The 24,089-nt window shown below is 63.5% G+C and carries 19 protein-coding genes; 10 read left to right on the top strand and 9 right to left on the bottom strand.

The window, feature by feature from the left end; translation table 11 throughout:
• The 7 genes from purB (at position 1) to MKZ40_RS01540 (ending at position 8,385) form a co-directional block, all read left to right on the top strand.
• Positions 1 to 1,368, top strand: a complete 1,368-nt coding sequence (purB, locus tag MKZ40_RS01570; protein WP_166018922.1) for an adenylosuccinate lyase — start codon at positions 1 to 3, stop codon at positions 1,366 to 1,368.
• Positions 1,369 to 1,637: 269 nt separating this feature from the next.
• Positions 1,638 to 2,882: a cupin domain-containing protein gene (locus MKZ40_RS01565; protein WP_175088431.1), complete on the top strand. Its 1,245-nt coding sequence runs from the start codon at positions 1,638 to 1,640 to the stop codon at positions 2,880 to 2,882.
• Complete coding sequence (locus MKZ40_RS01560) at positions 2,879 to 3,310, top strand: GNAT family N-acetyltransferase (protein ID WP_175088430.1); 432 nt, start codon at positions 2,879 to 2,881, stop codon at positions 3,308 to 3,310. Before MKZ40_RS01565 ends, MKZ40_RS01560 begins: the two co-directional genes overlap by 4 nt.
• 339 nt (positions 3,311 to 3,649) lie before the next feature.
• Entirely contained in the window at positions 3,650 to 4,402 is a 753-nt protein-coding gene (locus tag MKZ40_RS01555) for a hypothetical protein (RefSeq protein WP_175088429.1), read from the top strand.
• A gap of 195 nt (positions 4,403 to 4,597) precedes the next feature.
• Complete coding sequence (gene aceA / locus MKZ40_RS01550; RefSeq protein WP_175088428.1) at positions 4,598 to 5,908, top strand: isocitrate lyase; 1,311 nt, start codon at positions 4,598 to 4,600, stop codon at positions 5,906 to 5,908.
• Positions 5,909 to 6,426: 518 nt separating this feature from the next.
• On the top strand, positions 6,427 to 6,930 hold the full coding sequence (locus MKZ40_RS01545; protein ID WP_175088427.1) for a glycine zipper 2TM domain-containing protein: 504 nt from the start codon (positions 6,427 to 6,429) through the stop codon (positions 6,928 to 6,930).
• 354 nt (positions 6,931 to 7,284) lie between these two features.
• Positions 7,285 to 8,385 carry a lipid A deacylase LpxR family protein gene (locus tag MKZ40_RS01540; protein ID WP_217485784.1) on the top strand — a complete coding sequence of 367 codons (1,101 nt, stop codon included), beginning with the start codon at positions 7,285 to 7,287 and terminating at the stop codon, positions 8,383 to 8,385.
• A 186-nt stretch (positions 8,386 to 8,571) separates the two neighbouring features.
• Here the strand turns inward: MKZ40_RS01540 and MKZ40_RS01535 are convergent, their stop codons facing one another.
• Positions 8,572 to 8,856, bottom strand: coding sequence for a hypothetical protein (locus MKZ40_RS01535; RefSeq protein ID WP_166018928.1), 285 nt, complete (start codon positions 8,854 to 8,856; stop codon positions 8,572 to 8,574).
• Between the two features lie 492 nt (positions 8,857 to 9,348).
• Here MKZ40_RS01535 and MKZ40_RS01530 point away from each other — a divergent pair, with 492 nt between their 5' ends.
• A complete protein-coding gene (locus MKZ40_RS01530; protein ID WP_043333860.1) occupies positions 9,349 to 9,831 on the top strand; it encodes a peptidylprolyl isomerase in 483 nt (160 codons plus the stop codon).
• Between the two features lie 202 nt (positions 9,832 to 10,033).
• Here the strand turns inward: MKZ40_RS01530 and MKZ40_RS01525 are convergent, their stop codons facing one another.
• The 5 genes from MKZ40_RS01525 to MKZ40_RS01505 form a co-directional block, all read right to left on the bottom strand.
• Positions 10,034 to 10,732, bottom strand: coding sequence for a DUF3047 domain-containing protein (locus MKZ40_RS01525; protein ID WP_175088426.1), 699 nt, complete (start codon positions 10,730 to 10,732; stop codon positions 10,034 to 10,036).
• Positions 10,733 to 10,814: 82 nt separating this feature from the next.
• On the bottom strand, positions 10,815 to 11,462 hold the full coding sequence (locus MKZ40_RS01520) for a CDP-alcohol phosphatidyltransferase family protein (protein WP_175088425.1): 648 nt from the start codon (positions 11,460 to 11,462) through the stop codon (positions 10,815 to 10,817).
• Positions 11,463 to 11,521: 59 nt separating this feature from the next.
• On the bottom strand, positions 11,522 to 13,285 hold the full coding sequence (locus MKZ40_RS01515; RefSeq protein ID WP_175088424.1) for an ABC transporter permease: 1,764 nt from the start codon (positions 13,283 to 13,285) through the stop codon (positions 11,522 to 11,524).
• Positions 13,261 to 14,544: an ABC transporter substrate-binding protein gene (locus MKZ40_RS01510; RefSeq protein ID WP_175088423.1), complete on the bottom strand. Its 1,284-nt coding sequence runs from the start codon at positions 14,542 to 14,544 to the stop codon at positions 13,261 to 13,263. The genes MKZ40_RS01515 and MKZ40_RS01510 overlap by 25 nt, the downstream gene beginning before the upstream one ends.
• A gap of 66 nt (positions 14,545 to 14,610) precedes the next feature.
• Complete coding sequence (locus tag MKZ40_RS01505; protein WP_175088422.1) at positions 14,611 to 16,833, bottom strand: FAD-dependent oxidoreductase; 2,223 nt, start codon at positions 16,831 to 16,833, stop codon at positions 14,611 to 14,613.
• 297 nt (positions 16,834 to 17,130) lie between these two features.
• Between MKZ40_RS01505 and msrA the strand changes: the two genes are divergently transcribed.
• Positions 17,131 to 17,808 (top strand): peptide-methionine (S)-S-oxide reductase MsrA, encoded by a 678-nt coding sequence (msrA, locus tag MKZ40_RS01500; RefSeq protein ID WP_175088421.1) that lies wholly within the window; start codon positions 17,131 to 17,133, stop codon positions 17,806 to 17,808.
• 85 nt (positions 17,809 to 17,893) lie between these two features.
• Here msrA and MKZ40_RS01495 read toward each other — a convergent pair whose 3' ends face one another.
• Positions 17,894 to 19,219, bottom strand: a complete 1,326-nt coding sequence (locus MKZ40_RS01495) for an MFS transporter (RefSeq protein WP_175088420.1) — start codon at positions 19,217 to 19,219, stop codon at positions 17,894 to 17,896.
• Between the two features lie 187 nt (positions 19,220 to 19,406).
• Between MKZ40_RS01495 and MKZ40_RS01490 the strand changes: the two genes are divergently transcribed.
• Positions 19,407 to 20,372, top strand: coding sequence for a LysR family transcriptional regulator (locus MKZ40_RS01490; RefSeq protein WP_175088419.1), 966 nt, complete (start codon positions 19,407 to 19,409; stop codon positions 20,370 to 20,372).
• Between the two features lie 133 nt (positions 20,373 to 20,505).
• Here MKZ40_RS01490 and MKZ40_RS01485 read toward each other — a convergent pair whose 3' ends face one another.
• Positions 20,506 to 21,105: an NlpC/P60 family protein gene (locus tag MKZ40_RS01485; RefSeq protein WP_175088418.1), complete on the bottom strand. Its 600-nt coding sequence runs from the start codon at positions 21,103 to 21,105 to the stop codon at positions 20,506 to 20,508.
• Positions 21,106 to 21,415: 310 nt separating this feature from the next.
• Positions 21,416 to 24,043 (bottom strand): YbeU/YbeR family protein, encoded by a 2,628-nt coding sequence (locus tag MKZ40_RS01480; protein WP_175088417.1) that lies wholly within the window; start codon positions 24,041 to 24,043, stop codon positions 21,416 to 21,418.
• Positions 24,044 to 24,089: the final 46 nt, after the last annotated feature.

Raw genomic sequence — 24,089 nt, 5'->3', positions numbered from 1 at the left:
ATGCAGCTGTCCGCCCTCACCGCCCTGTCTCCTGTCGATGGCCGCTATGGCGCCAAGACCGAGGCCCTGCGCGAGCACTTCAGTGAATTCGGCCTGATCCGTGCCCGTGTCATCGTCGAGGTGCGCTGGTTGCAACGCCTGGCCGCCCACGCCGAGATCGCTGAAGTGCCGGCCTTCTCCGCGGATGCCAACGCCGTGCTGGATAGCATCGTCAGTGAATTCAGTGTCGAGGATGCCCAGCGCATCAAGGACATCGAACGCACCACCAACCACGACGTGAAGGCGGTCGAGTACTTCCTGAAGGAAAAGGTCGAGAGCAACGCCGAACTCAACGCCGTCACCGAGTTCATCCACTTCGCCTGCACCAGTGAAGACATCAACAATCTGTCTCACGCCCTGATGCTGCGTGGCGGCCTGGACAAGGTGCTGCTGCCGCAGATGCGTGAAGTGACCGAAGCGATCGTCGCGCTGGCCCACCAGCACGCCGAACAGCCGATGCTGTCGCGCACCCACGGTCAGACTGCCAGCCCGACCACCCTCGGCAAGGAAATGGCCAACGTCGCCGCGCGTCTGCGTCGTCAGCTGGCGCAGATCGAACGCATCGAGATGCTCGGCAAGATCAACGGTGCCGTGGGCAACTACAACGCCCACCTGACCACCTATCCGGCCATCGACTGGGCGGCCAACGCCGAAACCTTCGTCGAGAGCCTCGGGTTGACCTTCAACCCGTACACCACCCAGATCGAGCCGCACGACTACATCGCCGAGCTGTTCGATGCCATCTGCCGCTTCAACACCATCCTGATCGACTTCGATCGTGACGTCTGGGGCTACATCTCGCTGGGTTACTTCAAGCAGCGCACCGTGGCCGGCGAGATCGGCTCCTCCACCATGCCGCACAAGGTCAACCCGATCGACTTCGAGAACTCCGAAGGCAATCTGGGCATCGCCAACGCCGTGCTGGGCCATCTGGCACAGAAGCTGCCGATCTCCCGCTGGCAGCGTGATCTGACCGACTCCACCGTGCTGCGCAACCTGGGCACCGGCCTGGCGCAGGGTCTGATCGCCTACCAGGCGACCCTGAAAGGCATCAGCAAGCTGGAAGCCAACCCGGAGCGTCTGAACGCCGACCTGGACAACAGCTGGGAAGTGCTGGCCGAGCCGATCCAGACCGTCATGCGTCGTTACGGCATCGAGAAGCCCTACGAGAAGCTCAAGGAGCTGACCCGTGGCAAGCGTATCGACCAGGCCGGTTTCGCCGCCTTCATCGAGACGCTGGAACTGCCGGAAGACGTCAAGACCGAGCTGAAGGCACTAAGCCCGGCCAGCTACATCGGCAACGCCATTGCACAGGCCAAGGCGCTCTAAGCGGCGCAGGTCACTGCAAATCTTTGGACGCCGGGGCCTTTGCTCCGGCGTCATGCATTGCGCATTGGACGCATGCAACACGCAGCACGCTGAATGACACCCTGGATTCACGACCACTGACGTTCTTCGTCAGTGGGCACGACATGCCACGCTCTCAAGGCTCGGCATGGAACGCATCGCCTTCTGCCATCCGGCAAAACGGCTTCAACGACGTCATCGCGAGACCGCCGCCCCCTGACAGGCTGCCGTTCGCGTTCGAGAGGTTCTGCATGAGCACATCCCCCGCCCCCCGCGACACCGACACGCCTCTGGCGCTGTTGGGCGGCCTGAGCATCCGCGAATTCCTGCGCGATTACTGGCAGCAGAAGCCGCTGCTGATCCGCGGGGCCTTCGCAGACTTCGAGACGCCGCTGGAAGCCGATGAACTGGCCGGTCTGGCCTGTGAGGATGGCATCGAAGCGCGTCTGGTCGAGGAAAACGGCCCGGACAAGCCCTGGCAGGTCAGCCACGGCCCCTTCGATGAGGCGACCTTCGCGCGTCTCGACGCCAAGGACGACAGCCAGTGGAGCCTGCTGGTGCAGGCGGTGGATCACTACGTCCCCGACGTCGCCGCGCTGTTCGAGCCCTTCACCTTCCTGCCGCGCTGGCGCCTCGATGACATCATGATCAGCTACGCGCCGACCGGCGGCAGCGTCGGCCCGCACCTGGACAACTACGATGTCTTCCTGCTGCAGGCCCAAGGCCAGCGTCATTGGCAGCTGGGCGGCATGCACACAGACGACGCCGAGATCATCGATGGCATCGACCTGCGCATCCTCAAGCACTTCGAGGTCACGCCGGGCGAGGACTGGGTGCTGGAACCCGGCGACATGCTCTACGTACCGCCGCGCCTGGCGCACCACGGTGTCAGCCAGTCCGATGACTGCATGACCATCTCCGTCGGCTTCCGCGCGCCTTCCGCCGATGAAGTCGTCACCTCCTACGCCGACTATCTGGGTGCCAGCCTGCCGGAATCGCTGCGCTACCGTGACCAGGGCATGGCACCGGTCGCCAATGCCGGCGAGCTGGACGACGCCTCGCTCGAGCGTGTGCGCGAATTGCTGCTCAGTACGCTGGATAACCCGACCCAGCTGGCGCAGTGGTTCGGCCGCTACATGACCCAGCCCAAGTACCTGGAGCAGCTCGCCGCTCGCGAACCGGCCCTCAAGACGCATGAGCTGGTCGAGTATCTGGAAGATGAAGGCGTACTGGTGCGCTCTCTTGGATCACGCTTCGCCTTCCGTCACGGCGAAGATGGCAACAGCACGCTGTTCGTCGATGGCGATGGTATCCTGGCCCCCCAGCCGCTGGCGGAAGCGTTGGCCTCCGATCAGCGCCTTACCGCGGTGTTGCTTGACTACACCACGGCAGACCTTGATCGCAGTGCCGTGGCCAGCCTGCTGACGGCGCTGATCAACCGCGGCAGCCTGATACTGGAATGTGACCTTCAGGACGAAGAGGACGATGAAGAATGAGTGACGCCATGATCAGCCTGGAACGGGGCGACTGGCAGACGTTGGGCAACGAGGCCAGCGAGATCCGCCGCGTCGTGTTCATCGAGGAACAGCAGGTACCGCGGGAGGAGGAGTGGGACGGGCGCGACGACGCCTGCGAACACTTCCTCGTGCATCTGGATGGCCGCACCGTCGGCACGGCCCGTCTATTGCCGGGCGGCCATGTCGGCCGTGTCGCCATTCTCTCCGAAGCACGCGGGCTGGGGCTTGGCCAACGCCTGATGGAAGCGGTCATCCATGCTGCGCGTCAGGCTGGCCACGCTGAAGTGCTACTGGATGCTCAGACCCATGCGCTGGAATTCTATCAACGTCTCGGCTTCACGGCTTACGGCGACGAGTTTCTCGATGCCGGCATACCGCATCGCAGCATGCGCTTGATTCTGAACTGAATTTTAGCTTAATCCTTAAGAAACCGGCCCTATCCAGGGCCGGTTTTTTTTGTACCCTGAAGTTTCTTGTAGTCTGGCTACAACCCGCTCCTTGACCAAGTCATAATTCCCCAAACCGCATGGATACTGACATCATGACGTCATTGAGAATGAATTAAAACGACTGTTTGTCAGCAGGAATTACGCAACGTTGAATCTGTTGTAAAACGATCGTTTTAATACGACCAAGGAATGAAAGACAGCACTCAATTTCGGAGCGATGCTAGAGATCAAGCCATTTACGCTGCACTGCAACATGACGCACTGCCCGACTCGGCACCGCCTTCAGGAGATTCGCCCATGTTCACCTCAGACTCACGAACGCAGGTCGCCTTGATAGGTGGTAGGGGTGACCAGGTACTCGGGGAACCTGATGATGCCGCTCTGGCCGAGCAATGGCACAACGCCGAGATCCGCACACGGATTCTCAAGCTGGCGCGTCCCCTCAAGGACCTGCTGCCACCGCAGACAGCGGAGTCGGTGGCGGCACAGGCGCAGACGATCTGCCATCTGAGTCGCGACCAGCGCTGGCAGCTTCCCGGCGAGCAATGGCAACTGCGCTCACAGGGCAGTGGCTGGCAGCTTGAGCGCAACGGGCAGCCGGCAACCGCTGGCGAGACGCAGGAGGCGCCTGACCAGCTGTCACTCGCCGGACTCACCGATGACGTGACGGGAATGCAGCTGGGCAACCGCCCGCTTCCCCGGGCCCTCTGGACACTGGCCGCCGCGCGGCATCGCGGCGAACGTCATTCGGTGCTGGCCATTGCCCAGATCAGCAGCGTGCGCGAGGCGCTGTGCTGGGGAGAATTGGTCTCACGACTGCGCGCGCCAAACGGCAGGCCGCCGCGCATCGTCCTCACCCTCAGCCACTGCACGCTACCCACGCTGGAAGCCAGCCTGTACTTCCTGATGCCCTGGTTGGACGGCATCACGCTGACAGCGGCACCCGGCCTGGAAACAGCCTGCCTTGGCGTGATCAAGGCTCGCTTCAGACTTGCTGAGCCAGCGGAGCTCGACAACGCCACCGACGACGTCTTCTGTCGCACGGCGTGACTCCTCTGGTGATGCCTGAAAGATCAATAACAACAAACTGTCATGCAGCAACCTCAAGACGCAGAGCACCGCCACTCCCATTTCACGCGTCGCTCTCGCGTCGACCGTCAGACGATAGACAAGCGAACAGATACAAGACACAGACAATACGCCAGGGGCTGAGCCCCGACGACGAAGCCATCAGGAGATGCCACCATGAGTCACACACGTGCCGATCAGATTGCCGCGCTCGAGAAGGACTGGGCCGAGAATCCGCGCTGGAAAGGGATCACTCGCCCCTATTCCGCCGAGGATGTGGTGCGCCTGCGCGGTTCCGTCCAGGAAGCCAACACCTTGGCGACCCGCGGTGCCGAGAAGCTCTGGAAACTGGTCAATGGTGATGCCAAGAAGGGCTACGTCAACTGTCTGGGCGCCCTGACCGGTGGCCAGGCCATGCAACAGGTGAAGGCCGGCATTGAGGCCATCTACCTGTCCGGCTGGCAGGTCGCCGCCGACAACAACACCAGTGAGGCCATGTACCCGGATCAGTCGCTCTATCCGGTGGATTCCGTGCCGACCGTGGTCAAGCGCATCAACAACACCTTCCGCCGCGCCGACCAGATTCAGTGGCAGAAAGGGGCCAACCCCGGCGATGTCGGCTTCGTCGATTACTTCGCGCCTATCGTGGCGGATGCCGAGGCCGGTTTCGGTGGCGTGCTCAACGGCTACGAGCTGATGACTGCCATGATCCGTGCGGGCGCCTCCGGCGTGCACTTCGAGGATCAGCTGGCCTCTGTCAAGAAGTGTGGTCACATGGGTGGCAAGGTACTGGTGCCGACCCAGGAAGCGGTGCAGAAGCTGGTGGCTGCTCGCCTGGCCGCTGACGTGGCGGGTGTCCCGACCCTGGTCATCGCGCGTACCGATGCCAATGCCGCCGACCTGATCACCTCGGATGTCGACGACTACGACAAGCCGTTCCTGACCGGTGAGCGCTCCGACGAAGGCTTCTATCGCGTCAAGGCAGGTCTGGATCAAGCCATTGCCCGTGGTCTGGCCTACGCGCCCTACTCCGACCTGATCTGGTGCGAAACCGCCAAGCCGGACCTCGAGGAGGCGCGCCGCTTCGCCGAAGCGATCAAGAAGGAATACCCGGACCAGCTGCTGGCCTACAACTGCTCGCCTTCCTTCAACTGGAAGAAGAACCTCGACGACGCCACCATCGCCAAGTTCCAGCAGGAACTGTCGGACATGGGCTACAAGTACCAGTTCATCACCCTGGCCGGTATCCACAACATGTGGTTCAACATGTTCGATCTTGCCTACGACTATGCGCAGGGCGAAGGCATGAAGCACTATGTCGAGAAGGTGCAGGAAGCCGAATTCGCCGCAGCCGAGAAGGGCTACACCTTCGTGGCGCACCAGCAGGAAGTCGGCACCGGTTACTTCGATGACATGACCAACGTCATTCAAGGCGGCAACTCCTCCGTCACAGCGCTGACGGGCTCCACGGAAGAAGACCAGTTCTAGGCCGCTGACATCGCGGTATGGCACCTCGCAATGACAGGATTGCGCGAGGTGCCACCCGCAGACTGACCGAAGCCCGCTCACGCGGGCTTTTTCGTGCCTTGGCGCCTTGAATGCCCGCCGTGGATGCCCGCCGCGAATGTTCATCAACGTCGACGGATATCCCAGCGCTGACATTCATGCGGCATGGCTCATGCAGAAGTGCTCACACGGAAGTCCTTACGTGGCAGCACTCATGCGTCGGTACTCACGTGGTCGGTACTCACGTGGTCGGTACCCACGTGGTAGCACTCACGCGACCGGGAAGTGCAGAAGTTGCGTCACCTCAGCGTTTCAGGTCGGGAACCCGTCAAGGCCGACGTGGTCTATAATGTTAAGAAACAGTGTTCTCGCACGCCCGTCGTGACAGGAACCTGCTGGCGGCCCAAGGAAGTGATCGCCTACCTGAGTCTTGCTCTCTCAGCACTCAGCATTCTCCATCACAACCTCAAGCTGCACCGCATCATGCGAGGAGATACACCATGACACTCTCACTGACTCACAAACGATCGACTGGCGCACGCCGCTGGCTGCCCGTGATCGCACTCGGCGTGCTGACACTTGGCGGCTGCGCGAACAGCGACATCTACTCCGGCAACGTCTACACCGGCGATCAGGCCAAGCGCGCACAGTCCGTCAGCTACGGCACCATCACCTCACTGCGCCCGGTGCAGATCCAGGCACAGGATGAAGGTAGTGGCGTGCTCGGTGGCCTGGGTGGCGCGGTTGTCGGCGGCCTGCTCGGCAGCCAGATCGGCGGCGGCTCCGGCCGTGCGATCGCCACTGCCGCGGGCGCCATCGGCGGCAGCGTGGCTGGCAAGTCGATCGCTGACAAGGTCGACCAGATCGATGCCTACGAGATTGAAGTCCGCCGCGATGCCGGCGACAGCCTCATCGTCGTCCAGAAAGCCGATACCGCCTTCTCGGTTGGCCAACGTGTCCGCCTGGTCGGCTACGGCGCCAACCTGAGCGTCGCGCCTTACTGAGTTCTCGATGGTTGGCGCTCCCTTGCAGGGGGCGCCGACCGCTTGGTTTCTGTGCCCTTCTGCGGTGCCTGTCGCAGGCCCCGCCCAGGAAGCGTCGCCTCGCTTTCTCCTGCCTCCCCCCTTCGCTTCGTCCCCCCCTCCTTCCAACTCACACAGCCATGGATCGCCTCAATGGGTAGTCTGCAGATTGCCTATTGGTTAACAAGCTATGAAATCGGGATTTTTTGTGCAAAGTTATACGTCTGCAGCCAAAATTGACTCTGTGTACAACTTTCCGTCCCAGGAGTTGCGATGCGTCCCGTCACTGCCCGTCCAGCAGGTTCTCGCCCAAGCACCCGCAAGCTGTCTTGTGGCATGTCATCTTCAAGAAGCTCCCCCCGCGCTTGTCCCAGCGCAGTCACTGACAGTCCCGGCGGTACCGCCGCCCTCAGCCATGCCCCGCAGATGGCACCGGCCTTCTCGACCCGGCGCCTGGGCATGGCATTGATCATGCTGGGTGCGGTGGCATTGGCCCCCATGGTGGAGGCAGCCGAGGACGAGGGTGGCGTGCTGTCATTGAAGGTCGAGAACGACATTCTCACCTCCGGCGATGATGGCCATTACACCAACGGCTTTGCGTTGAGCTACACCTTCGAGACACCACAGCAGCACTGGTCACGCTCATTCGCGGACTGGGTGCCCGGCTTCAGCGCTGCGCGACTGGACGCCACGGCCTACCGCTTCGGACAGCAGATCTATACCCCCAATGACATCACGCGAGATCAACCTGATCAGGATGACCGCCCCTACGCAGGCTACCTGTTCGGTGGCGTCTCGCTGTTCGCCGGTGAAGAAGGAGATGACTGGCGACGGGTGGATACCTTCAATCTGGATCTCGGCATCGTCGGCCCGGCCTCGGGCGCCAAGGATGCCCAGAAGGCGGTACACAAGCTGACCAGCAGCGATGAGCCGGAAGGCTGGGATCACCAGCTGCACAACGAGCCGGTGATCAATACCGGCTGGCAGACGCAGCTATGGCTGCCCGCCAGGGCCGCGGGGCTTGAGGTGGAGTACGGGCCATCGGCTTCCGTGGCGCTGGGCAATCTCTACACCTATGCGGGCGTCGGAGGCGGAGTGCGCATCGGCCAGGGGCTGACCCGCAGCTACGGGATACCGACAGTCGCGCCAGCCCAGGGCGGCCGTCAGTACTTCCATTCCGACGGCGACTTCGCCTGGTACCTGTTCGCCAATATCGAAGGCCGCGCGATGGCCTACAACATGCTGCTGGATGGCAATGGCTTCGAGGACAGCGCCTCGGTGGACCGTCGCCCACTGGTCGGCGACCTGCAGCTGGGCTTCGCGCTCAGCTGGCAACGCTGGCAGCTGGCGTTCGTCAACGTGTGGCGCACTCACGAATTCGAGACGCAGCAGGAGAGCGATCAATTCGGCTCGCTGACGCTCTCGACCTGGCTGTGAGTCAGCGCTGAGCTGCAAGCGGCACTGACAGGCAGCGATGGCTGAGCAGAGTCCGATGAGAAGAGCCTGATGGGCAGAAACAGATGAGCAGAAACAGATGAGCAGAAACAGAAAGGCCGGGCAGATAGCCCGGCCTTTCTGTCTGCGGGAAACGTCAGGCTTCCCGGAAGGTTGCTGCTGGTGAGATCAGTGCATCTTGACCTTGCTCATGCCCCAGCAGATCAGCTTGCCGCCGATCAGAACGATCAGCGCCAGCACGATCAATGCCATCAGCATGGAGATGGGATTGACGATGAAGGTCGCCCCCAGGATACCCAGGGCCACGCCCCAGACGTAGCGGTCACCGCTATCGATGCTCAGAGCCTCCGGCAGGACACGCTTGACGGTGGCACCCAGCGAGCCTTCCCAGCGGTTCAAGCACAGCATGAAGATCGCAGCGAAGCTCACCAGCCAGATCAATGTCACGGTCATCGAAATTCTCTCCTGAAAAATAGGGTCGCATGGCGCCTGAGTTGTCATTTCCCGTCAGGCGACGGGACAGAGTGTGCAGAGCGAGGCCACCTCGGGCCGCGCGTCAGAATCCGCAATATCCGAGTAGGCAGAGTAACCAGACCCCGTGGCCCTCGCAAGCCATCGCCCCAACCTTGCATGGCCGCCAGCAGGAAGGCCACTATACGCTGACAGGGCAACTCCGCCAGACACCTGATGATCCGACAGTTTTGCGCCTTTCTTCACCAATGACTTCGGGGTGAGAAAAAACCCTGCCTCGGGGTTGAAATGCACGCCTGCGAGCGTCACCTATACTTTCAAGACAAGGCAACGTGCGCTGGATTGCCTCTCCGGCAATGTCATCAGCGGGCCAGGAGCCACGTGATACGCGGCTTTTTTCCAGTTTCCCCCCTGACAGTCACCTCAGGGGCACGTTACCATTGACGTTCATATACCTATCGAAAGGCTCTCATCATGCAAATCGCCCAGAATGCCGTCGTATCCTTCCACTACACCCTGACCAACAACGAAGGGGAAGTGCTGGATAGCTCCGAAGGTCGCGAGCCGCTGGCCTACATCCACGGCGCTGGCAACATCGTCCCGGGCCTCGAGAAGGAACTCGACGGCAAGACTTCCGGCGACGAGCTGAAAGTTGCCGTCTCTCCGGAAGAAGGTTACGGCGAAGTCCAGGAAGCCCTGGTCCAGGAAGTACCGCGTGAAGCCTTCCAGGGTGTCGAAGACATCGAAGCTGGCATGCAGTTCCAGGCGCAGACCCAGGGCGGCCCGCTGATGGTCACCGTCACCAAGGTCGAAGGCGACACTGTCACTGTCGATGGCAACCACCCGCTGGCCGGCGAAACCCTGAACTTCGACGTGCAGATCACCAACGTGCGTGAAGCTTCTGCCGAAGAGCTGGAACACGGCCACGTTCACGGCGAAGGCGGCGTGGAGCACTAAGCTCCGCCTCTTCCCTCATCTGAGGCCTCGCCCCGGATGAGCACCTCCCATACTGTGGGAGGTCGGAACCGAAAGCCCCGCGACTGAGTCATCAGTCGCGGGGCTTTTTCGTGACTGCCTTCGTGTAGGCCCGGCTGGCTTGGCGCGCTGGTCAGACTGGCTCAGCCCTCTCTCCACAGGCCTGATCACTCATGCTCCCGGATCAAACGCCGCAGTCGGGCGGCGTGGCATCGCTGGAAAGGCTCAGGCCACGAAACAGCGCCGTGGCATCACCGCCGGCATTGTCGCCGTCAGCCATCAGCGCAAGACCGGCAATCTCGCTCGGCTTGCTGTCAAACAGTGACGCGTAATCAGCACGCAGGTCGCGCACCACCGCCACCCACTGCCCCACCTTCACGTCGCCGGATTCGACCGCCAGCAGCACGGCACGATCCGTGAAGGCATTGTCCCAGTGACTGCCTTGCGCTTCGTTGCTGGACCAGACGTAATTGATGGCTTCCACCTGCCACGGCAGGATGCCGGTCTTGTTGACCACATAGAGGCGTGCCGGATAGTCATCGCCGCCCTTGGTCTTCTCGTTCAGGCCCGGATAGATGCCATCCACCTGCCAGCACCATTTCAGGTAGGGCGTCTCTTCAAGCGAGATATCCTGCTCCAGATAGCGTGCGGACGCCTGACCCTGGGCGCGCGCCTCGAGCGCAGGGCTGCCGTCGCGCTCCACCACGCGATAGGCCGTCTGGCCTTCGAAGGTCTTCTCACCCCAGGCAAGAATCTGCGCAGGCGAGAAACTCCTGTCAGCCGCGTGGGCCACGGAGGGCAGTAGCGCCGTCAGCAGGCCGCTGGAGGCGACTGCCGCAAACAGGGGCAGGAATGACGGCAACTGACGGGAAGCAATCTTCATTGGCAGAACTCCGATGTGCCTGAGCAAGGCAAGTGAGGAAGGTGAAAAGCCATGTCACCGGAACGGCCAGGTTCGCAACGCATCAATCTGGGACGATGCCGTGATGCTCGTTCTGGTCCTGCGCTCGCAAGGTGACATACCCTCCCCATACGCGCGTCAGCGTGGTCAGGATGCATGCCGCGGCGAAGATCCACGCCAACCATGCGAAATGCTGTGGCATCAGGCAAGCCAACACGAAGAAGGCAATGGTCTCGGTGCCTTCGGTCAGGCCATCCAGATAATAGAAGGCCTTGCGCGTGAAATTGGGTCGCTCCAGCTGATGCTTGGCCGCCATGATGGCGAAGGCCAGAAAGCTCGAGCCCGTGCCGACGAAGGCGAACAGCAATGCCACCGCCGCCATCGCATTGGCGGCAGGATCCGAGAGTGCGAAACCCACCACCACAGCGGCATAGAACAGGAAATCGAGACAGATATCCAGAAAGCCACCGGCATCGGAGCTCAGGCCGGCGTGCCGCGCCAGCGCGCCATCCAGCCCATCCACCACCCGATTGATCAGGATCGCGGCCAGCGCGAGCCCGAAGTGCCCACAAGCCAGCAACGGCAACGCCAACATGCCGATGACGAAGCCCGCGAGGGTCAGCTGATCCGGATGCAGACCGCGCGCCGCCGCACTTTTCGCAAGACGTTTCAGAGGCGGCTGTACCCAGCGTGAGGTCCACTTGTCCAGCATGTTGCATCTACTCCCATGAGATCGTTGAGGTCATCGTCATTCCAGCGCCCGACAGGTGCTCAGCCGCGCGTCGGCGAGACCGAGCGCCCGGCTGGTACCGCACGCGCCAGCAAGTAGACCACCAGCGGCAGACAAGCCTGCAGGCAGGCGGCCACCGCGGTCAGACGTGGGTCGGCCCCCGTCGCCAGCGCCAGGGTTTCGGTGGTCAGGGTCGGGACACGCCCGCCGCCCAGCACCACCGTCGGCACGTATTGCGCGATGCTGACCGCGAAGGCCACTGCCCAGCTGATGGCCAGCGGCCTGAGCATCAGGCGCAGGCGGATACCGATCAGCACCTCGAGCCGTGAACGCCCCAGCAGACGTGCCGCTTGCTCGAGTCGGGTATCGAAGCGTGCCCAGGGGCCGGCCAGCGTCAGCCAGGCATAAGGCAAGGCGAACAGCAGATGGCCGATGACCACTCCCGTCCAACCGGGGCTGGCCCCCAGGCTCAACCAGCCGACCTGAAAGCCGAACAGGAAGCTGGCCTGCGGCAGCAGCAATGGCAGATAGAGGCAGACCACGAAGCCGCGCAGGCGGCCACTTTCCCGCTCACGCTCGAACACCGCCACGCTGAGGATGACGGCCAGCGTCGCCACCAGCAGCGCCAGCCACAGGCTGTTGCTGAAGGCATCACCCAGGCCTGCGAGGGCCTGGTGCCAGCTCTCCCAGCCCCAACGAGACGGCAACAGCGCAGGGAAGAACCAGCTCCTGGCCACCGATTGCACGCCGATCACCACGAAGGCGAGCAGTGAGATCAGCGTGACCCCGCCCAGCACTCCGCGCGCGACACACCCGAACATGACTTCACTCGCCAGCGCCAGGCGGCTTGCGCGCGCCGGGTGATGGCTCAATACCCAGTCGCGGTGCCAGGTGAGCAGAGCGCGCCCCAGCGCCGCGCCCAGCGCCATCATCCCGATCACCAGCAGGGCCAGCATCAGGGCGCCGACACTCGCCGGCAGGCGCGCCGTCGGGTCACTGTCACGCCACAGTTCGACCAGGCGCACCGCCAGCGTCGGCGTGCGCGTCGGCCCCAACACCTGTGCCACATCCACCACCGCCAGCGAGTAGGCCAGTACCGCACCGATGGGCAAGGCGATCGCGCGCATCACCTGGGGCATCAGAATGCGCCAGCGCAGCTGAGGGATGCTGTAGCCGAGCGCCTGGCCTGCCTGCAGTTGCGCCGTGACCGGCAGGCGTGACAGCGCCGTCTGCGCCATCAGCATCAGAAATGGCGCCTCCTTGAGCGCCAGCCCGATCGCCAGCGAGAAGCCATGGGCATCCGGCAGCGGATACTGCGGCGGTACCAGTACCTCGAAAGGTGCCAGCAGCAGGCGCATCAGCACGCCGCTGGGCGCCGCCAGCCACAGCAGCCCCAGTGCCAGCGCCAGATGCGGCATCGCCAGTATCGGGGCCAGCAGACGCTCCATGCGCTCACCGAAGCGAGTCCCGGCGGCGGCCGAGACCCACCCCAGGGTCAAAAGCACCGCCAGCAGCGTACCGCCGAGGCCACTGACCAGCGTCAGACGAAAGCCCTCCGTCAGTCCGGGCAAGGCCCACCAGCGTTGCCAGGCGACCGCCGAGACCTCCTCGAAGCCCAGTGTCGGCCACAGCCCGAAGGCCGGCGCGACCAGTCCGGCCAGCCCCAGCGCCGTCGGGCCGAGCAGCAACAGCAGGACGCCCCAGCGCAGCACGCGGGCGGGCGTCAGCGGCGCATGACCAGTGGCGGGCGCGACACGCCAGCGATCAGCGACCCATTGCGTCAGTTGCGATAGCGTCGCGCCCACTCGGCCTCCAGCGCATCGGTCCAGCTCGGATGTGGCTCGCTGAGCGGTGTGCCCAACGCCTCGGGCGACATGCTGCCCGGCAGGCTCGGCAAGGCCTCGAAGGCGGCGCGTTCTTGTGGCGGCAGGCGGGCGACATTCAGCACCGTGTCATCGCCCCAGCGCGAGGGGTCGGCCTTGGCGGCCTGGGCCTCGGCGGACATCAACTGATTGATCCACACCAGAGCAGCGGCCTTGTGCGGTGCACTGGCCGGAATCGCTAGATAGTGCACATTGCCGAGGGTGCCACCGTCATGGATATACGGCTCGATGGTCGGTGGCAACCGCCCTTCCTGACGGGCATTGGCCACTTCCTGAGGCACGAAGGTCAGCGCTATCCACACGCTGCGCTGAGCGAGCAGTTTCATCTGCTCTTCGGCACCGGCCGGCTGACGCTCGCCCTGCGCCCACATCAGCGGATGCAGCGCATCGAGGTAGTCCCACAGCGGTGCGGTCAGCCGCGCGAACTGGGCCTCATCGACCATGGCAGCGGCCAGCTCCTCGCGCTGCTCGGCGGGCATCAGTTCCAGCAACGCCTGCTTGAGGAAGGTGGTGCCGTGGAAGCTGGGCGGCTGCGGATAGGTCACGCGTCCGGGATGCTTTCTGGCCAGATCCAACAGGGCCTGCATCGAGCGCGGCGGCGACTCCAGCAGCGCGGTGTCGTACATGAAGATCAGCTGCGCACGCCCCCAGGGCGCCTCCAGACCGTCAGTGGCGAGTCCGAAATCGCGCGCGCCGATCTCCTCGAGCAGATAGTCGCTGTTGGGCAGGCGCTCCACGAAGGGCCCCCACACCAGCTCGGCCTGCTTGAGCGCACGGAAGTTCTCGCCGTTGATCCAGATCACATCGATGCTGCCATCACGGCGCCCGGCCGCCTTCTCGGCCAGCAGGGTCGAGACGCTCTCGGCGGTATCGGCGATCTTGACGTGGCGCACCTCGATACCATGCCGCGCTGCTGCCGTTTCGGCCTGGGCACGCAGATAGGCGTTGGTCGCCTCACTACCTCCCCAGGCATGAAAGTCGATACGTTGACCGCGTGCGCGTTCGGCGATCACCTGCCACTCGAGCGAAGCGAGCTCAGGGATCGGGCGCCCGGCCTGCGCATCTGCGGCATACGCCAGAGAAGCGGCCCAGGGGCTGGCAATGGCGCCGGCCAGCAAGACCAGCGAACCGCCCATCAGCGCCAGGGCACGACGGCGACCCGCCAGATGATTCGTCTTCATGAAGGGCTTCTCCTGATGGAAAAATGCCGCGTCCCGGACATGCGGGTGCGCGGCATCAGTCATCGATTAGTGTTTTTCAGCAGCCGGAGCACTCGCGGTGTCCGTCGCCTTGAGCGTCTTGGTCGGTTCGAAGCGGCCGTTGCGGCGCCAGGTGAAGTAACGATCGAGCACCTTGAGCACGCCTTCCGGCTTGTGGGCATTCTTCCACATGCCCGCCGCGGCCTTGTTGGCTTCCGACAGTGTCGGGTACGGATGGATGGTGGAGAGTATCTTGTTGAGACCGATGCCATGTTTCATGGCCATGGTGAATTCTGCCAACCACTCCCCTGCATAGGCACCGACCAGCGTCACACCCAGGATGCGATCACGCCCCTTCTCGGTGAGCACCTTGACGAAGCCTTCGGTGGCCCGCTCGGCCAGCGCACGATCGCTCTCGCCCATCTCGTAATGGGTGACCTCGTACTCATAGCCCTGGGCCTTGGCTTCGGTCTCATTGAGGCCAACACGTGCCACTTCCGGCTCCGTGTAGGTGACCATCGGCATGATACGGTAGTCGACCTTGAAGGTCTTCAGACCACCGAACAAGGCGTTGACTGCCGCGTGCCACGCCTGATGACCCGCCGCATGGGTGAACTGGTAGGGGCCGGCCACATCGCCGCATGCCCAGATGTTCGGCTGCAGAGTCTGCAGCGACTCGGAGACATCGATGGTACCGCGCTCGGAAACCGCGATGCCCAGCTCTTCCAGACCGAAGCCTTCGACGTTGGCTTCGCGCCCGATGGCCACCAGCAGCTCGTCGAACTCGATCCAGCTCTCCTCGCCGTCGGGAGAGCTCACGACCAGATGGCGCATTGGCTGACTGTCCTTGTCCTTGAGCACCTCGATGCGCGTGGCGGTGGAATTGATGCGCAGATCGACGCCCTCACCAGCCAGCTGCTCGTGCATCAGCGTACTGACCTCCTCATCTTCACGCGGCATCACGCGTGGCGCACCCTCGATGATGGTGACGTGACTGCCCAGGCGCGCGAAGCTCTGACCCAGCTCCATGCCGATCGGACCGGAACCCAGCACGACCAGGCGCTTGGGCTGCACCCTGAGATCCCAAAGGTTGTCAGAGGTCAGCGGCGTGATCAGCTCGATCCCGGGGATCGCAGGCACACGCGGACGAGCACCGGTGGCGATCACCACATTGCGGGTGGTCAGCACACGCCCATCGACTTCCACTTCCCAGGGCGTCTTGAGTCTGGCATTGCCGGTATGGACTTCCACGCCCAGGCTCTCGTAGCGCTCGATGCTGTCATGCGGTTCGACACTCTCGACCACGTCCTGCACATGGCCCATCACCTTGGCGAAGTCGATCTCCGGCTCATTGGCGGTGATCCCGAAGCGCTGGGACTGACGAATCTCATGAGCCGCACGCCCGGCACGAATCAGCGCCTTGGAGGGCACACAGCCGGTATTGAGGCAGTCACCGCCCATCTTGTGACGCTCGATCAGCGCGACACGCGCATTGACGGCGGAGGCGATATAGCTGGTCACCAGACCCGCCGAACCGGCACCGATCACGACCATGTCGTAGTCGAAGGTCTTCGGCTTGTCGAAGGCCGCCTGCTGCTTGCGCTTGCGCAGAACACCGACGATCTTCTTGGCGATCAGCGGGAAGACGCCCAGTGCGATGAAGGAGACGATCAGCCCCGGCGAGAGGATACCGGACAGCGACTCCAGCTGGCCCAGCTCACGCCCGGCATTTACGTAGATGGCGGTGCCCGCCAGCATGCCCAGCTGGCTTGCCACGTAGAAGGTGACCACGCGCATGCGCGTCAGGCCCATCACCAGGTTGACGATGAAGAACGGGAAGACCGGCACCAGGCGCAGGGTGAACAGGTAGAAGCCGCCCTCACGCTCGACCCCCCGGTTGAGTGACTCGAGCTGACGGCGGAAGCGCTTCTCGATGCTCTCGCGCAGCAGAGTGCGGGAAATCAGGAAGGCAAGCGTCGCACCGATGGTGCTGGCGAAGGAGATCAGCAACAGCCCCCAGCCGAAGCCGAACAGCGCGCCACCCAGCAGCGTCAGCAGTGCTGCACCGGGCAGCGAGAGTGCGGCCATCGCCACGTAGACGACGAAGAAGGTGCCCGCGACCTTGTACGGCGATTCCGCGAACAACGCCTGGAATTCCGCCTGGCTGGCCTTGAGGCTCTGCAGGGTGAAGTAGTCCTGTGCCCCGCTGGCAAAGAACACCACGATGGCAGCGACGATGGCGCCTAGAAGCAGTAACTTGCGTTTATTCACTGGCGATTTCCTTTTCGATTCCTGCCGTCATGGGCATGTCATTGGGAGGTACCGTGTCCTTACGAGGCATGTCGCTGACTGGATGCACTGATTCGCGTAGCGGAGTGAATGGCAGTGGCTTGATCACGACAACGGTAACGTTTCATTCTGCATGTTCGCATCCATCCCACGTTGATTCGCGTAGAACCCTGATACAGGCAGTGAGTGAATGGCAAGGCCAGCCACCTCGCGGCCCACCGGGACATGGAGATTTCCATGTTCTCACTTCGAAGGAACGACGCCTTTCCCGGAGACATCATGACCCGATACACGCGAATCCCTTCCTCTGCGCTCAAACGCCTCACGCCACTGGCAAGCCTGCTCGGCGGTCTGCTGATTGTCGGCCACGCCAATGCCTTCGACCCGGAAACGGCGCCCAAGGGCGTCGCCGAGGGTGTCGCTCAAGGCCAGGAAGTCGCCATCTTCGCCGGTGGCTGCTTCTGGTGCATGGAGGGCCCCTTCGACAAGCTTGATGGCGTGATCTCGACCACCTCCGGCTATACCGCCGGCGAACAGGACAACCCGACCTACAAGCAGGTCTCCTCGGGGCGCACCGGGCACACCGAAGCGGTCAAGGTGGTCTACGAGCCGGAAAAGGTCAGCTACGACACCCTGCTGGATGTCTTCTGGCACAACATCGACCCGGTCGCGGTGGACCGCCAGTTCTGTGATGCCGGCACCCAGTACCGCAGCGGCATCTACCCCCTCGATGAGGCCCAGCGTGACGCCGCAGAAGCCAGTCGCGAGGCGCTGAAGGACAGATTCCCCGAAGGCATCGCCACCGAGATCGAGGCAGCAGGCCCCTGGTATGCGGCCGAGGACTACCATCAGGACTTCTACAAGAAGAACCCGGTGCGCTATCGCTTCTACCGCGCCGGCTGTGGCCGCGATGATCAACTGGAGGAGATCTGGGGCGACGACGCGCCCACGCACTGATCTCGCCCTCCAAGCCCTCTGAACGACAACGGCTCGCCAGATGGCGAGCCGTTGTCGTTTGCGTGCTCTGCTGTCTGGGCTGATCTCAGTCTCGATACTGCGTGGCGGCCCGGCGCCAGCACAGGGTCGCCAGCGAGAAGGTCACCGCCAGCACCAGTACGCTGGCGGCCACCACCCCGGGCCATCCGGCAGCCTGCCAGAAGGGCTCCAGCCAGAAGCCACCGAGACTCGCGCCCAGATAGTAGGCAGTCAGATACAGCGCACTGGCACTGGCCCGCGCGCCTTCGGCATTGCGTCCGACCCAGGCCGAAGCGGTGGCATGCGCGAGGAAGAAGCCGAAGGCATTCAGGCTCAGGCCGATCAGCATGCCGATCAGCGAATGGCTCAGCGTCAGCAGCGTGCCGAGCACCACGATGCCGGTGCCCAGCATCATGGTCAGTGCCTGACCGCGTCGCTGAGCGATCGCCAGCGCGGCCTCGCCGTCCTCAGGCGCGCCCCCCGACACCAGCCGCCGTGCCAGCCGGCCAGACTGGGAGGCGCCGAAGGTGCCTGCCAGATAGGTCAGGAACAACAGCCCCAGCCATTGACTGCTGAGCGACCAGGGCGCCTCACTCAGTCGGAATGTCATGTAGCTGTAGAGATTGACGAAGATGAAGAAATTCAGCCCGCCGAGCAAAAACACCGGCCACAGACGGGGGTTGCGAAGATGACGCCCCAGACCTGCCAGCATGCTGCTCAGCTTGAGCGGCTGGGCGACGAAGCGTCTCTGGCGCGGCAGCAGCTGCCATAACACCCCCAGCACCAGCAGGCTGACACCGCCGATAGCGGCAAAGCTGACCTGCCAGCCCCAATGCTCCGCAATCACGCCCCCCGCGACCCGCCCGGAGATGCCGCCCAGTGAATTGGCGCTGATATAGAGCCCCACCGCCACCATCAAGGCGGGTTGCTCCATCTCGTCACTCATGTACGCCACTGCCACCGCCGGCAGGCCGCCGAGCAGAAAGCCCTGCAGCGCGCGCACCGCCAGCAGCGACCAGAAGCCCTCGGCGAACAGGGCCAGTCCTGAACAGGCCACCCCGCCGGCCAGGGTCCACAGCAGGATACGCCGCCGTCCCAGCGCATCGGACAGCGGACCGAACACCAGCAATGCGAGAGCCAGCGTCAGGGTGCTTACCGACAGGGACAGACTCGCCTGCAGCGAGCTCAGGCCCAGATCCGTCGCCAGCAGCGGCAGCAGCGGTTGCACCAGATAGAGGTTGATGAAGACCACGAAGGAACCCAGACACAGCGCCTGGGTCATGCGCCGCCAGTCACGCCCGCGCGCCTTGAGCGGTTCGGGCAGCTCTGCCTGTGCGGCGGAGTACGAGGAGGCGGAATCGGGGGAAGAAGACGCGGAAAGCGATGAAGCCATCAGGTACCTGCACTCAATCAAGCATGGGGATGGCGCCAGTCTGCGCCGCGCGCCCGCATCAGTAAAATATCTCGACATGATGCTGCCCATCAGCAAAGCTGATGGCAATGGCGGCACTGGGATGACGCAAACTGCGCCGAGAAGGGAGCCGCGCTGAAAGGAACTTCGCGATCAAAAGGACCCCGTGATGAAACTGCCCTTCGATCTGCGTGCACTCGAGATTTTCGTCAGTGTCGTCGAGCACCAGAGCTTCACCACTGCCGCTCAGGCACTCAGCCTGGCCCAGTCAGCGGTCAGCCAGTCGATCGCCGGGCTCGAAAGCCGACTGGGCACGCAGCTGCTGGTCAGAGGCTCACGCGGTCTGCGCCTGACACCGGCCGGCGACACGCTGCTCGAGCATGCCCGCCCCTTGCTGCAACAGGCACAGCGCGCGGCACTGGCGATGGCCGAGCTCGAGGGGCTGGTCAAGGGCGAGGTGCGCATCGGCGTCTCCTCGATGCTCGGCTCCTACTACTTCCCGCCCCTGTTGATGGCGTTCAAGGCACGCTACCCCGACATCAAGCTCAGCGTGATCGAGGGCGGTACCCTGAGCCTGCGTCGGATGATCGACAATGCCGAGCTGGATCTGGGCGTCATCGTCGAGGATCAACTCGGCACCGATACCCATGGCCTGATCCGGCGCCACTTCCTGAGTGAGGAAATGGTGGTCTGTCTGGCGAATGATCATCCGCTGGCCGCACGCACGCAGATCAGCGTCGAGGAGTTCTTCGCCGAGGAGCTGGTGGTCTTCAAGCGCGGCTACTTCCATCGCGACTTCATCGAGCGCCTGGCCAGTCAGCATGGACTCGCGCCGAGCATCGCCTTCGAATCGAACCTGATCGCCCTCAACAAGGCGATCGTCGCGCGTGGCTTCGGGATCACCACCTTCCTCAAGCGTGTGGTCGAGGATGACCGTGAAGAGAACAACCTGACCGCTGTCTCCTTCGATGAGCCCGCCTGGCTTGAGCTGTCACTCGCCTGGCGTCGCGAGCGCGGCCTGTCGCGTGCCGAGCAGGCGCTGGTCGATTTCGTCATTGAGCACTCGGCGGCCGGGAGGCCCGCCCTGAACGCTGATGGTCAGGCTGACAGCGCTGCGCTGGACTCTCCTTCCTGAACAGTGGCTGACAAGTTCCAGGGCTCAGAAACGACATCACCCGGCCAGGGCCGGGTGATGTCGAAGAGGTGCTTGTCTCTTCAAGGGCTTGTCTGTTTCAGCGCTGGTTTTTTCAGTGCCAGGCATGATCGGCTCACTGGCTGCGCATGGCCAGCTTCATCTGCATGGCCTCGTAGGGCATCGGGCGACGCGACTGCCAGTAGTGCCTGGACCAGTAGACGTTGTCCAGCCGCGACAGCTTCACGCCACGCGAGGTGGAGGCATGCAGGAAGTAGCCATTGCCGACATAGACCCCCACATGGTTGTAACGACGAGAGGGACGAAAGAAGACCAGATCGCCCGGCTTGAGCTGCGACTTGTCGATACGCTTGCCACGCTTCACCTGGTCGTTGGTGGTACGCGGCAGATCAATGCCGAAGCCATCACTGAAGACATGCTGCATCAGGGCGGAGCAATCGATGCCGCGGGAGTTGGTTCCCCCCAGACGGTAGGGCGTCCCGGCCCAGCGATCATGCTCTTCCAGCAGGACATCGCGGATGCTCGGCCCAGTCATGGCATAGTCCTGCGACTCGGCGACCGGCTGGGGCGCGGACTGGCGATAGCGCTTGAGCTTCGGCAGTTCCGGCAGGTCCACATCGTAGTAGGCCACTTCATTGGACGGTGTTGAGTGACTGGCACAGCCCGCCACACCCAGTGGCAGGATCAGAAAACAGCATAATAACGCGTGGCGCATCCAGCATTCCTCGTCGTGGGCCCGGCGCTGGAAGGGTGAAGGTGAGCAGCGCTTGCGGACGGCGATAACCATTGATGCATGACGATGATCGTTGATCGATCAGAGATAACACGGTGACCATCTGACAAGGTGGGCCGGATCAGGCAGCAGCACACCTTGCAACACGATGACGACAGTCAGATGACAAACCCAAGTCGTTCGCAGGATAGTAGTTCATGTCTCCGCAAACCGTATGCCATTACCGCAGATTTTAGACCAAAGCATCAGAGAAGGTGCCCCTGCCGCTCACCCGACCTGGGTTGAATCCCGCTCAGTGCAACGTGCGAGCGTCTCCGCTCAGCACATCCAGATGCAACGCCGGCCAATGCCCCGGGCGCGCGCCCGGGAAATCGAGACTCGACCAGGCACCGGCCAGAGGTGGCGCCACCGTCAACCACTGGATGAGCGCATCGCGGAAGCCGCGCAGGAAGTTGTCACGCTGGTCGGTATTGCCCATGAAGAAGGCATAGCCGGCGAACAGCCCACGGGCATATTCCTTCCAGCTGCCGTAGTGGTCACGCGCCATCGCATAGGCGCTGTCCAGATAGGCAGTGAAGGTCGCATCATCCAGCCAGCCCAGCTGTCGCCCGGCAATCGCGAGGTCCACCATCTGGGCGATGTCCCACGCCGCCATATCCAGCTCGTTGCAGCGCGCCTCGTTGTCCCTGACGCGTCGCAGACGGTCCAGATGCACCTGCTCATCATCGCCGCGCTCGGCGCTTTCCAGCACGTCGATCTCATTATCGAGACGAGCGCGATTGAGGGTGTAGGGGCCGTAATTGATCTGGTATTCGTCCCGATCACCGGCATCGCGCAGGAAGTCGAGGAAGCCCTTGAGCGCCTCGGCGTTGGCGAGGCCGTAATGACCTTCGAGCCAGCCGCTGAGTTCCTCGACGCCCCGCCCGTACTCCACCATCGGCTCGCCCCAGCACGGCGTATTGAGCGGGCCGCTCAGCGCCAGCGCCGTGAAGCGATCCAGACTCGGGCGCAGCCCCGGCTCCTGCCAGTCGCTGGCGCGCCAGTCGAGCCAATGAAACAGGCTGCCGGGGTCATCGAGATGCCAGCGGATCTCGTTGACCAGCGGATGGTCCTCGAGTTCCGGCACCGCGGATTCCCATACCGCCCAGGCTTCCAGCAGGCGCGTGGCGTCCGGATAGTAGCGGCACAGGGCACTGCGCAGACGCTCGGCACACTGGGCCAGCTCATCGGCGGGGAAATCACCGCTGTCCTGCACCATCAGCAGATAGAAGGCGTACTTCTCGGCCATCACCACACTGGCAGGATAGCGATGACAGACGGCCAGCCGCTGACGGCGTTCCAGCTCGACGGCATCGGCACGTCCGAAGGGCGTCTGGGCATCGGGCAAGGCACCACGCGCGGCATCGGCGGCCAACTGATTGAGATGATGCGCCTGCGCCGGCAGCCAGAAGCGCGCCATGCCCTGCACACCATCGCGGGTGTCCAGCGCCAGCGTCTCGTTGAGATATTGACGTGCCTCTTCGCGGCGCGCCGTATCGACCTCGGCGACAAGACCCTGACGATAGAGCAGGTCCGGCTCGCGGATACTGGCGATGGCCAGCACCCAGTGGCGACTGTCATTGCGCCACGCACGAATCGCCGCTCGGCAGCGCTCACGCTGGGAGGCAGGCAGCAGCGCATGCAGCTCGCAACGCAGCGGCGTCAGCGGCGACGCCATCAGCGGACGCCAGTCACTCTCGGTGTCGCGGGTCAGATCGACACCCTCGAACAGGCTGCGACCGCGCTGATAGGCGCGAGCCACGCCCTGCCAATCGGCATAGCGGCGCGCCAGCAGGTCGATGCCGTGGGCGGCGAAGTCCTCGCCCTCCTCACGACTCAGCCAGCCGGCACATAGCCCGGCGAAGGCGAGATCGACCAGACGCAGCCAGTCCCAGGCGGCGAATTCCAGCGGCTCACCACGATCGAGATACTGCAGCAACAGCTCGCCATAGGCCGCGGGTGACGGGGGCTTTTCCAGCCCGCCATCGGCGACGTCGATGCTGGAGGAGGCATGCGCGGGGACGCCCTTGCGCCCTTCCGACTTGCGTTCGGCCTCTTCCTGAGCCGCGTCCGCTTCCAGCTCATCCAGCCACTTGGCACGCTCGCTGTCGCTGGCCGTCATCAGGCGTGCGCTGTCGATGTCCCAGCCATAGCGATGCCCCTGTGAGGCCAGCCACAGCAACAGTCGAATCAGCTCATCACGCCCGGTGATCGCCCAGGTCTCGGCCAGCCAGCGCGTGACGTCCGGCCAGTGCGCCGCGGCGTCAAAACCGCTGGCACCGTCTTCGTGCGGGCCGCTGTCATCGGTGGTCAATGTCTGGCCACCGAGCCACGGCGAGAAGATGGCGCGCGCCATCCAGACCCGGTCGCGCTCACCCTGAGGCCAGAGCTCAGTAACCGCCACCGGAGGCTGTGACTCCAGCGCCTCCAGCAGACGCGGCCAGGTGACGCCGGCGTCTTCGTGCTCCAACTGGGACAGCGCGAGACTGGCCTCGAAGAAGCCATCATCGCCTCGCGTCCAGCCCGCATCGCTGCGCGAATGGGCCAGGGCCTTGAGCCAGTCATCCAGCGAGGTGAAGCGCCCGCCGATCGCCGTGAGCAGACGTATCAGCCAGGCACGCGTGCGCGCCTCTGACAGCCAACCGGCGGTAAGTGCCAGCGCCAGCAATTCCAACGCCTCCAGCTGGTGCAGCGGGTCCGGGGTGTCATGGGGGAAGGCCTCCAGCAGACGCCATCCCAGCTCCCCCGCATCCGGGACTTCCTGGGCCTTCAGACGCGCGCACGCCTGGGCCGGTGTCCACACCGTTTCCGGCGCGGCACTGAAACCCCAACCGCACAACACCAGCTGTTGCCCCCACCAGGCACTCAGGGGTTCGACCAAGGCACACCTCACGACTCGATAGGATTCGACTGACGCAACACTTGCG

The organism is Cobetia sp. BMC6 (assembly GCF_029991385.1).
Classification (GTDB): Bacteria; Pseudomonadota; Gammaproteobacteria; order Pseudomonadales; family Halomonadaceae; genus Cobetia.
Note: the sequence above shows the minus strand (reverse complement) of the source record. Positions and strands in the feature narration are given on the sequence as shown.

What these genes read in the sequence shown, in the direction of transcription:
- purB (WP_166018922.1), top strand. Translation starts at nt 1, where the DNA reads ATGCAGCTGTCCGCCCTCACCGCCCTGTCTCCTGTCGATGGCCGCTAT.
- MKZ40_RS01565 (WP_175088431.1), top strand. Translation starts at nt 1,638, where the DNA reads ATGAGCACATCCCCCGCCCCCCGCGACACCGACACGCCTCTGGCGCTG.
- MKZ40_RS01560 (WP_175088430.1), top strand. Translation starts at nt 2,879, where the DNA reads ATGAGTGACGCCATGATCAGCCTGGAACGGGGCGACTGGCAGACGTTG.
- MKZ40_RS01555 (WP_175088429.1), top strand. Translation starts at nt 3,650, where the DNA reads ATGTTCACCTCAGACTCACGAACGCAGGTCGCCTTGATAGGTGGTAGG.
- aceA (WP_175088428.1), top strand. Translation starts at nt 4,598, where the DNA reads ATGAGTCACACACGTGCCGATCAGATTGCCGCGCTCGAGAAGGACTGG.
- MKZ40_RS01545 (WP_175088427.1), top strand. Translation starts at nt 6,427, where the DNA reads ATGACACTCTCACTGACTCACAAACGATCGACTGGCGCACGCCGCTGG.
- MKZ40_RS01540 (WP_217485784.1), top strand. Translation starts at nt 7,285, where the DNA reads ATGTCATCTTCAAGAAGCTCCCCCCGCGCTTGTCCCAGCGCAGTCACT.
- MKZ40_RS01535 (WP_166018928.1), bottom strand. Translation starts at nt 8,856, where the DNA reads ATGACCGTGACATTGATCTGGCTGGTGAGCTTCGCTGCGATCTTCATG.
- MKZ40_RS01530 (WP_043333860.1), top strand. Translation starts at nt 9,349, where the DNA reads ATGCAAATCGCCCAGAATGCCGTCGTATCCTTCCACTACACCCTGACC.
- MKZ40_RS01525 (WP_175088426.1), bottom strand. Translation starts at nt 10,732, where the DNA reads ATGAAGATTGCTTCCCGTCAGTTGCCGTCATTCCTGCCCCTGTTTGCG.
- MKZ40_RS01520 (WP_175088425.1), bottom strand. Translation starts at nt 11,462, where the DNA reads ATGCTGGACAAGTGGACCTCACGCTGGGTACAGCCGCCTCTGAAACGT.
- MKZ40_RS01510 (WP_175088423.1), bottom strand. Translation starts at nt 14,544, where the DNA reads ATGAAGACGAATCATCTGGCGGGTCGCCGTCGTGCCCTGGCGCTGATG.
- msrA (WP_175088421.1), top strand. Translation starts at nt 17,131, where the DNA reads ATGACCCGATACACGCGAATCCCTTCCTCTGCGCTCAAACGCCTCACG.
- MKZ40_RS01495 (WP_175088420.1), bottom strand. Translation starts at nt 19,219, where the DNA reads ATGGCTTCATCGCTTTCCGCGTCTTCTTCCCCCGATTCCGCCTCCTCG.
- MKZ40_RS01490 (WP_175088419.1), top strand. Translation starts at nt 19,407, where the DNA reads ATGAAACTGCCCTTCGATCTGCGTGCACTCGAGATTTTCGTCAGTGTC.
- MKZ40_RS01485 (WP_175088418.1), bottom strand. Translation starts at nt 21,105, where the DNA reads ATGCGCCACGCGTTATTATGCTGTTTTCTGATCCTGCCACTGGGTGTG.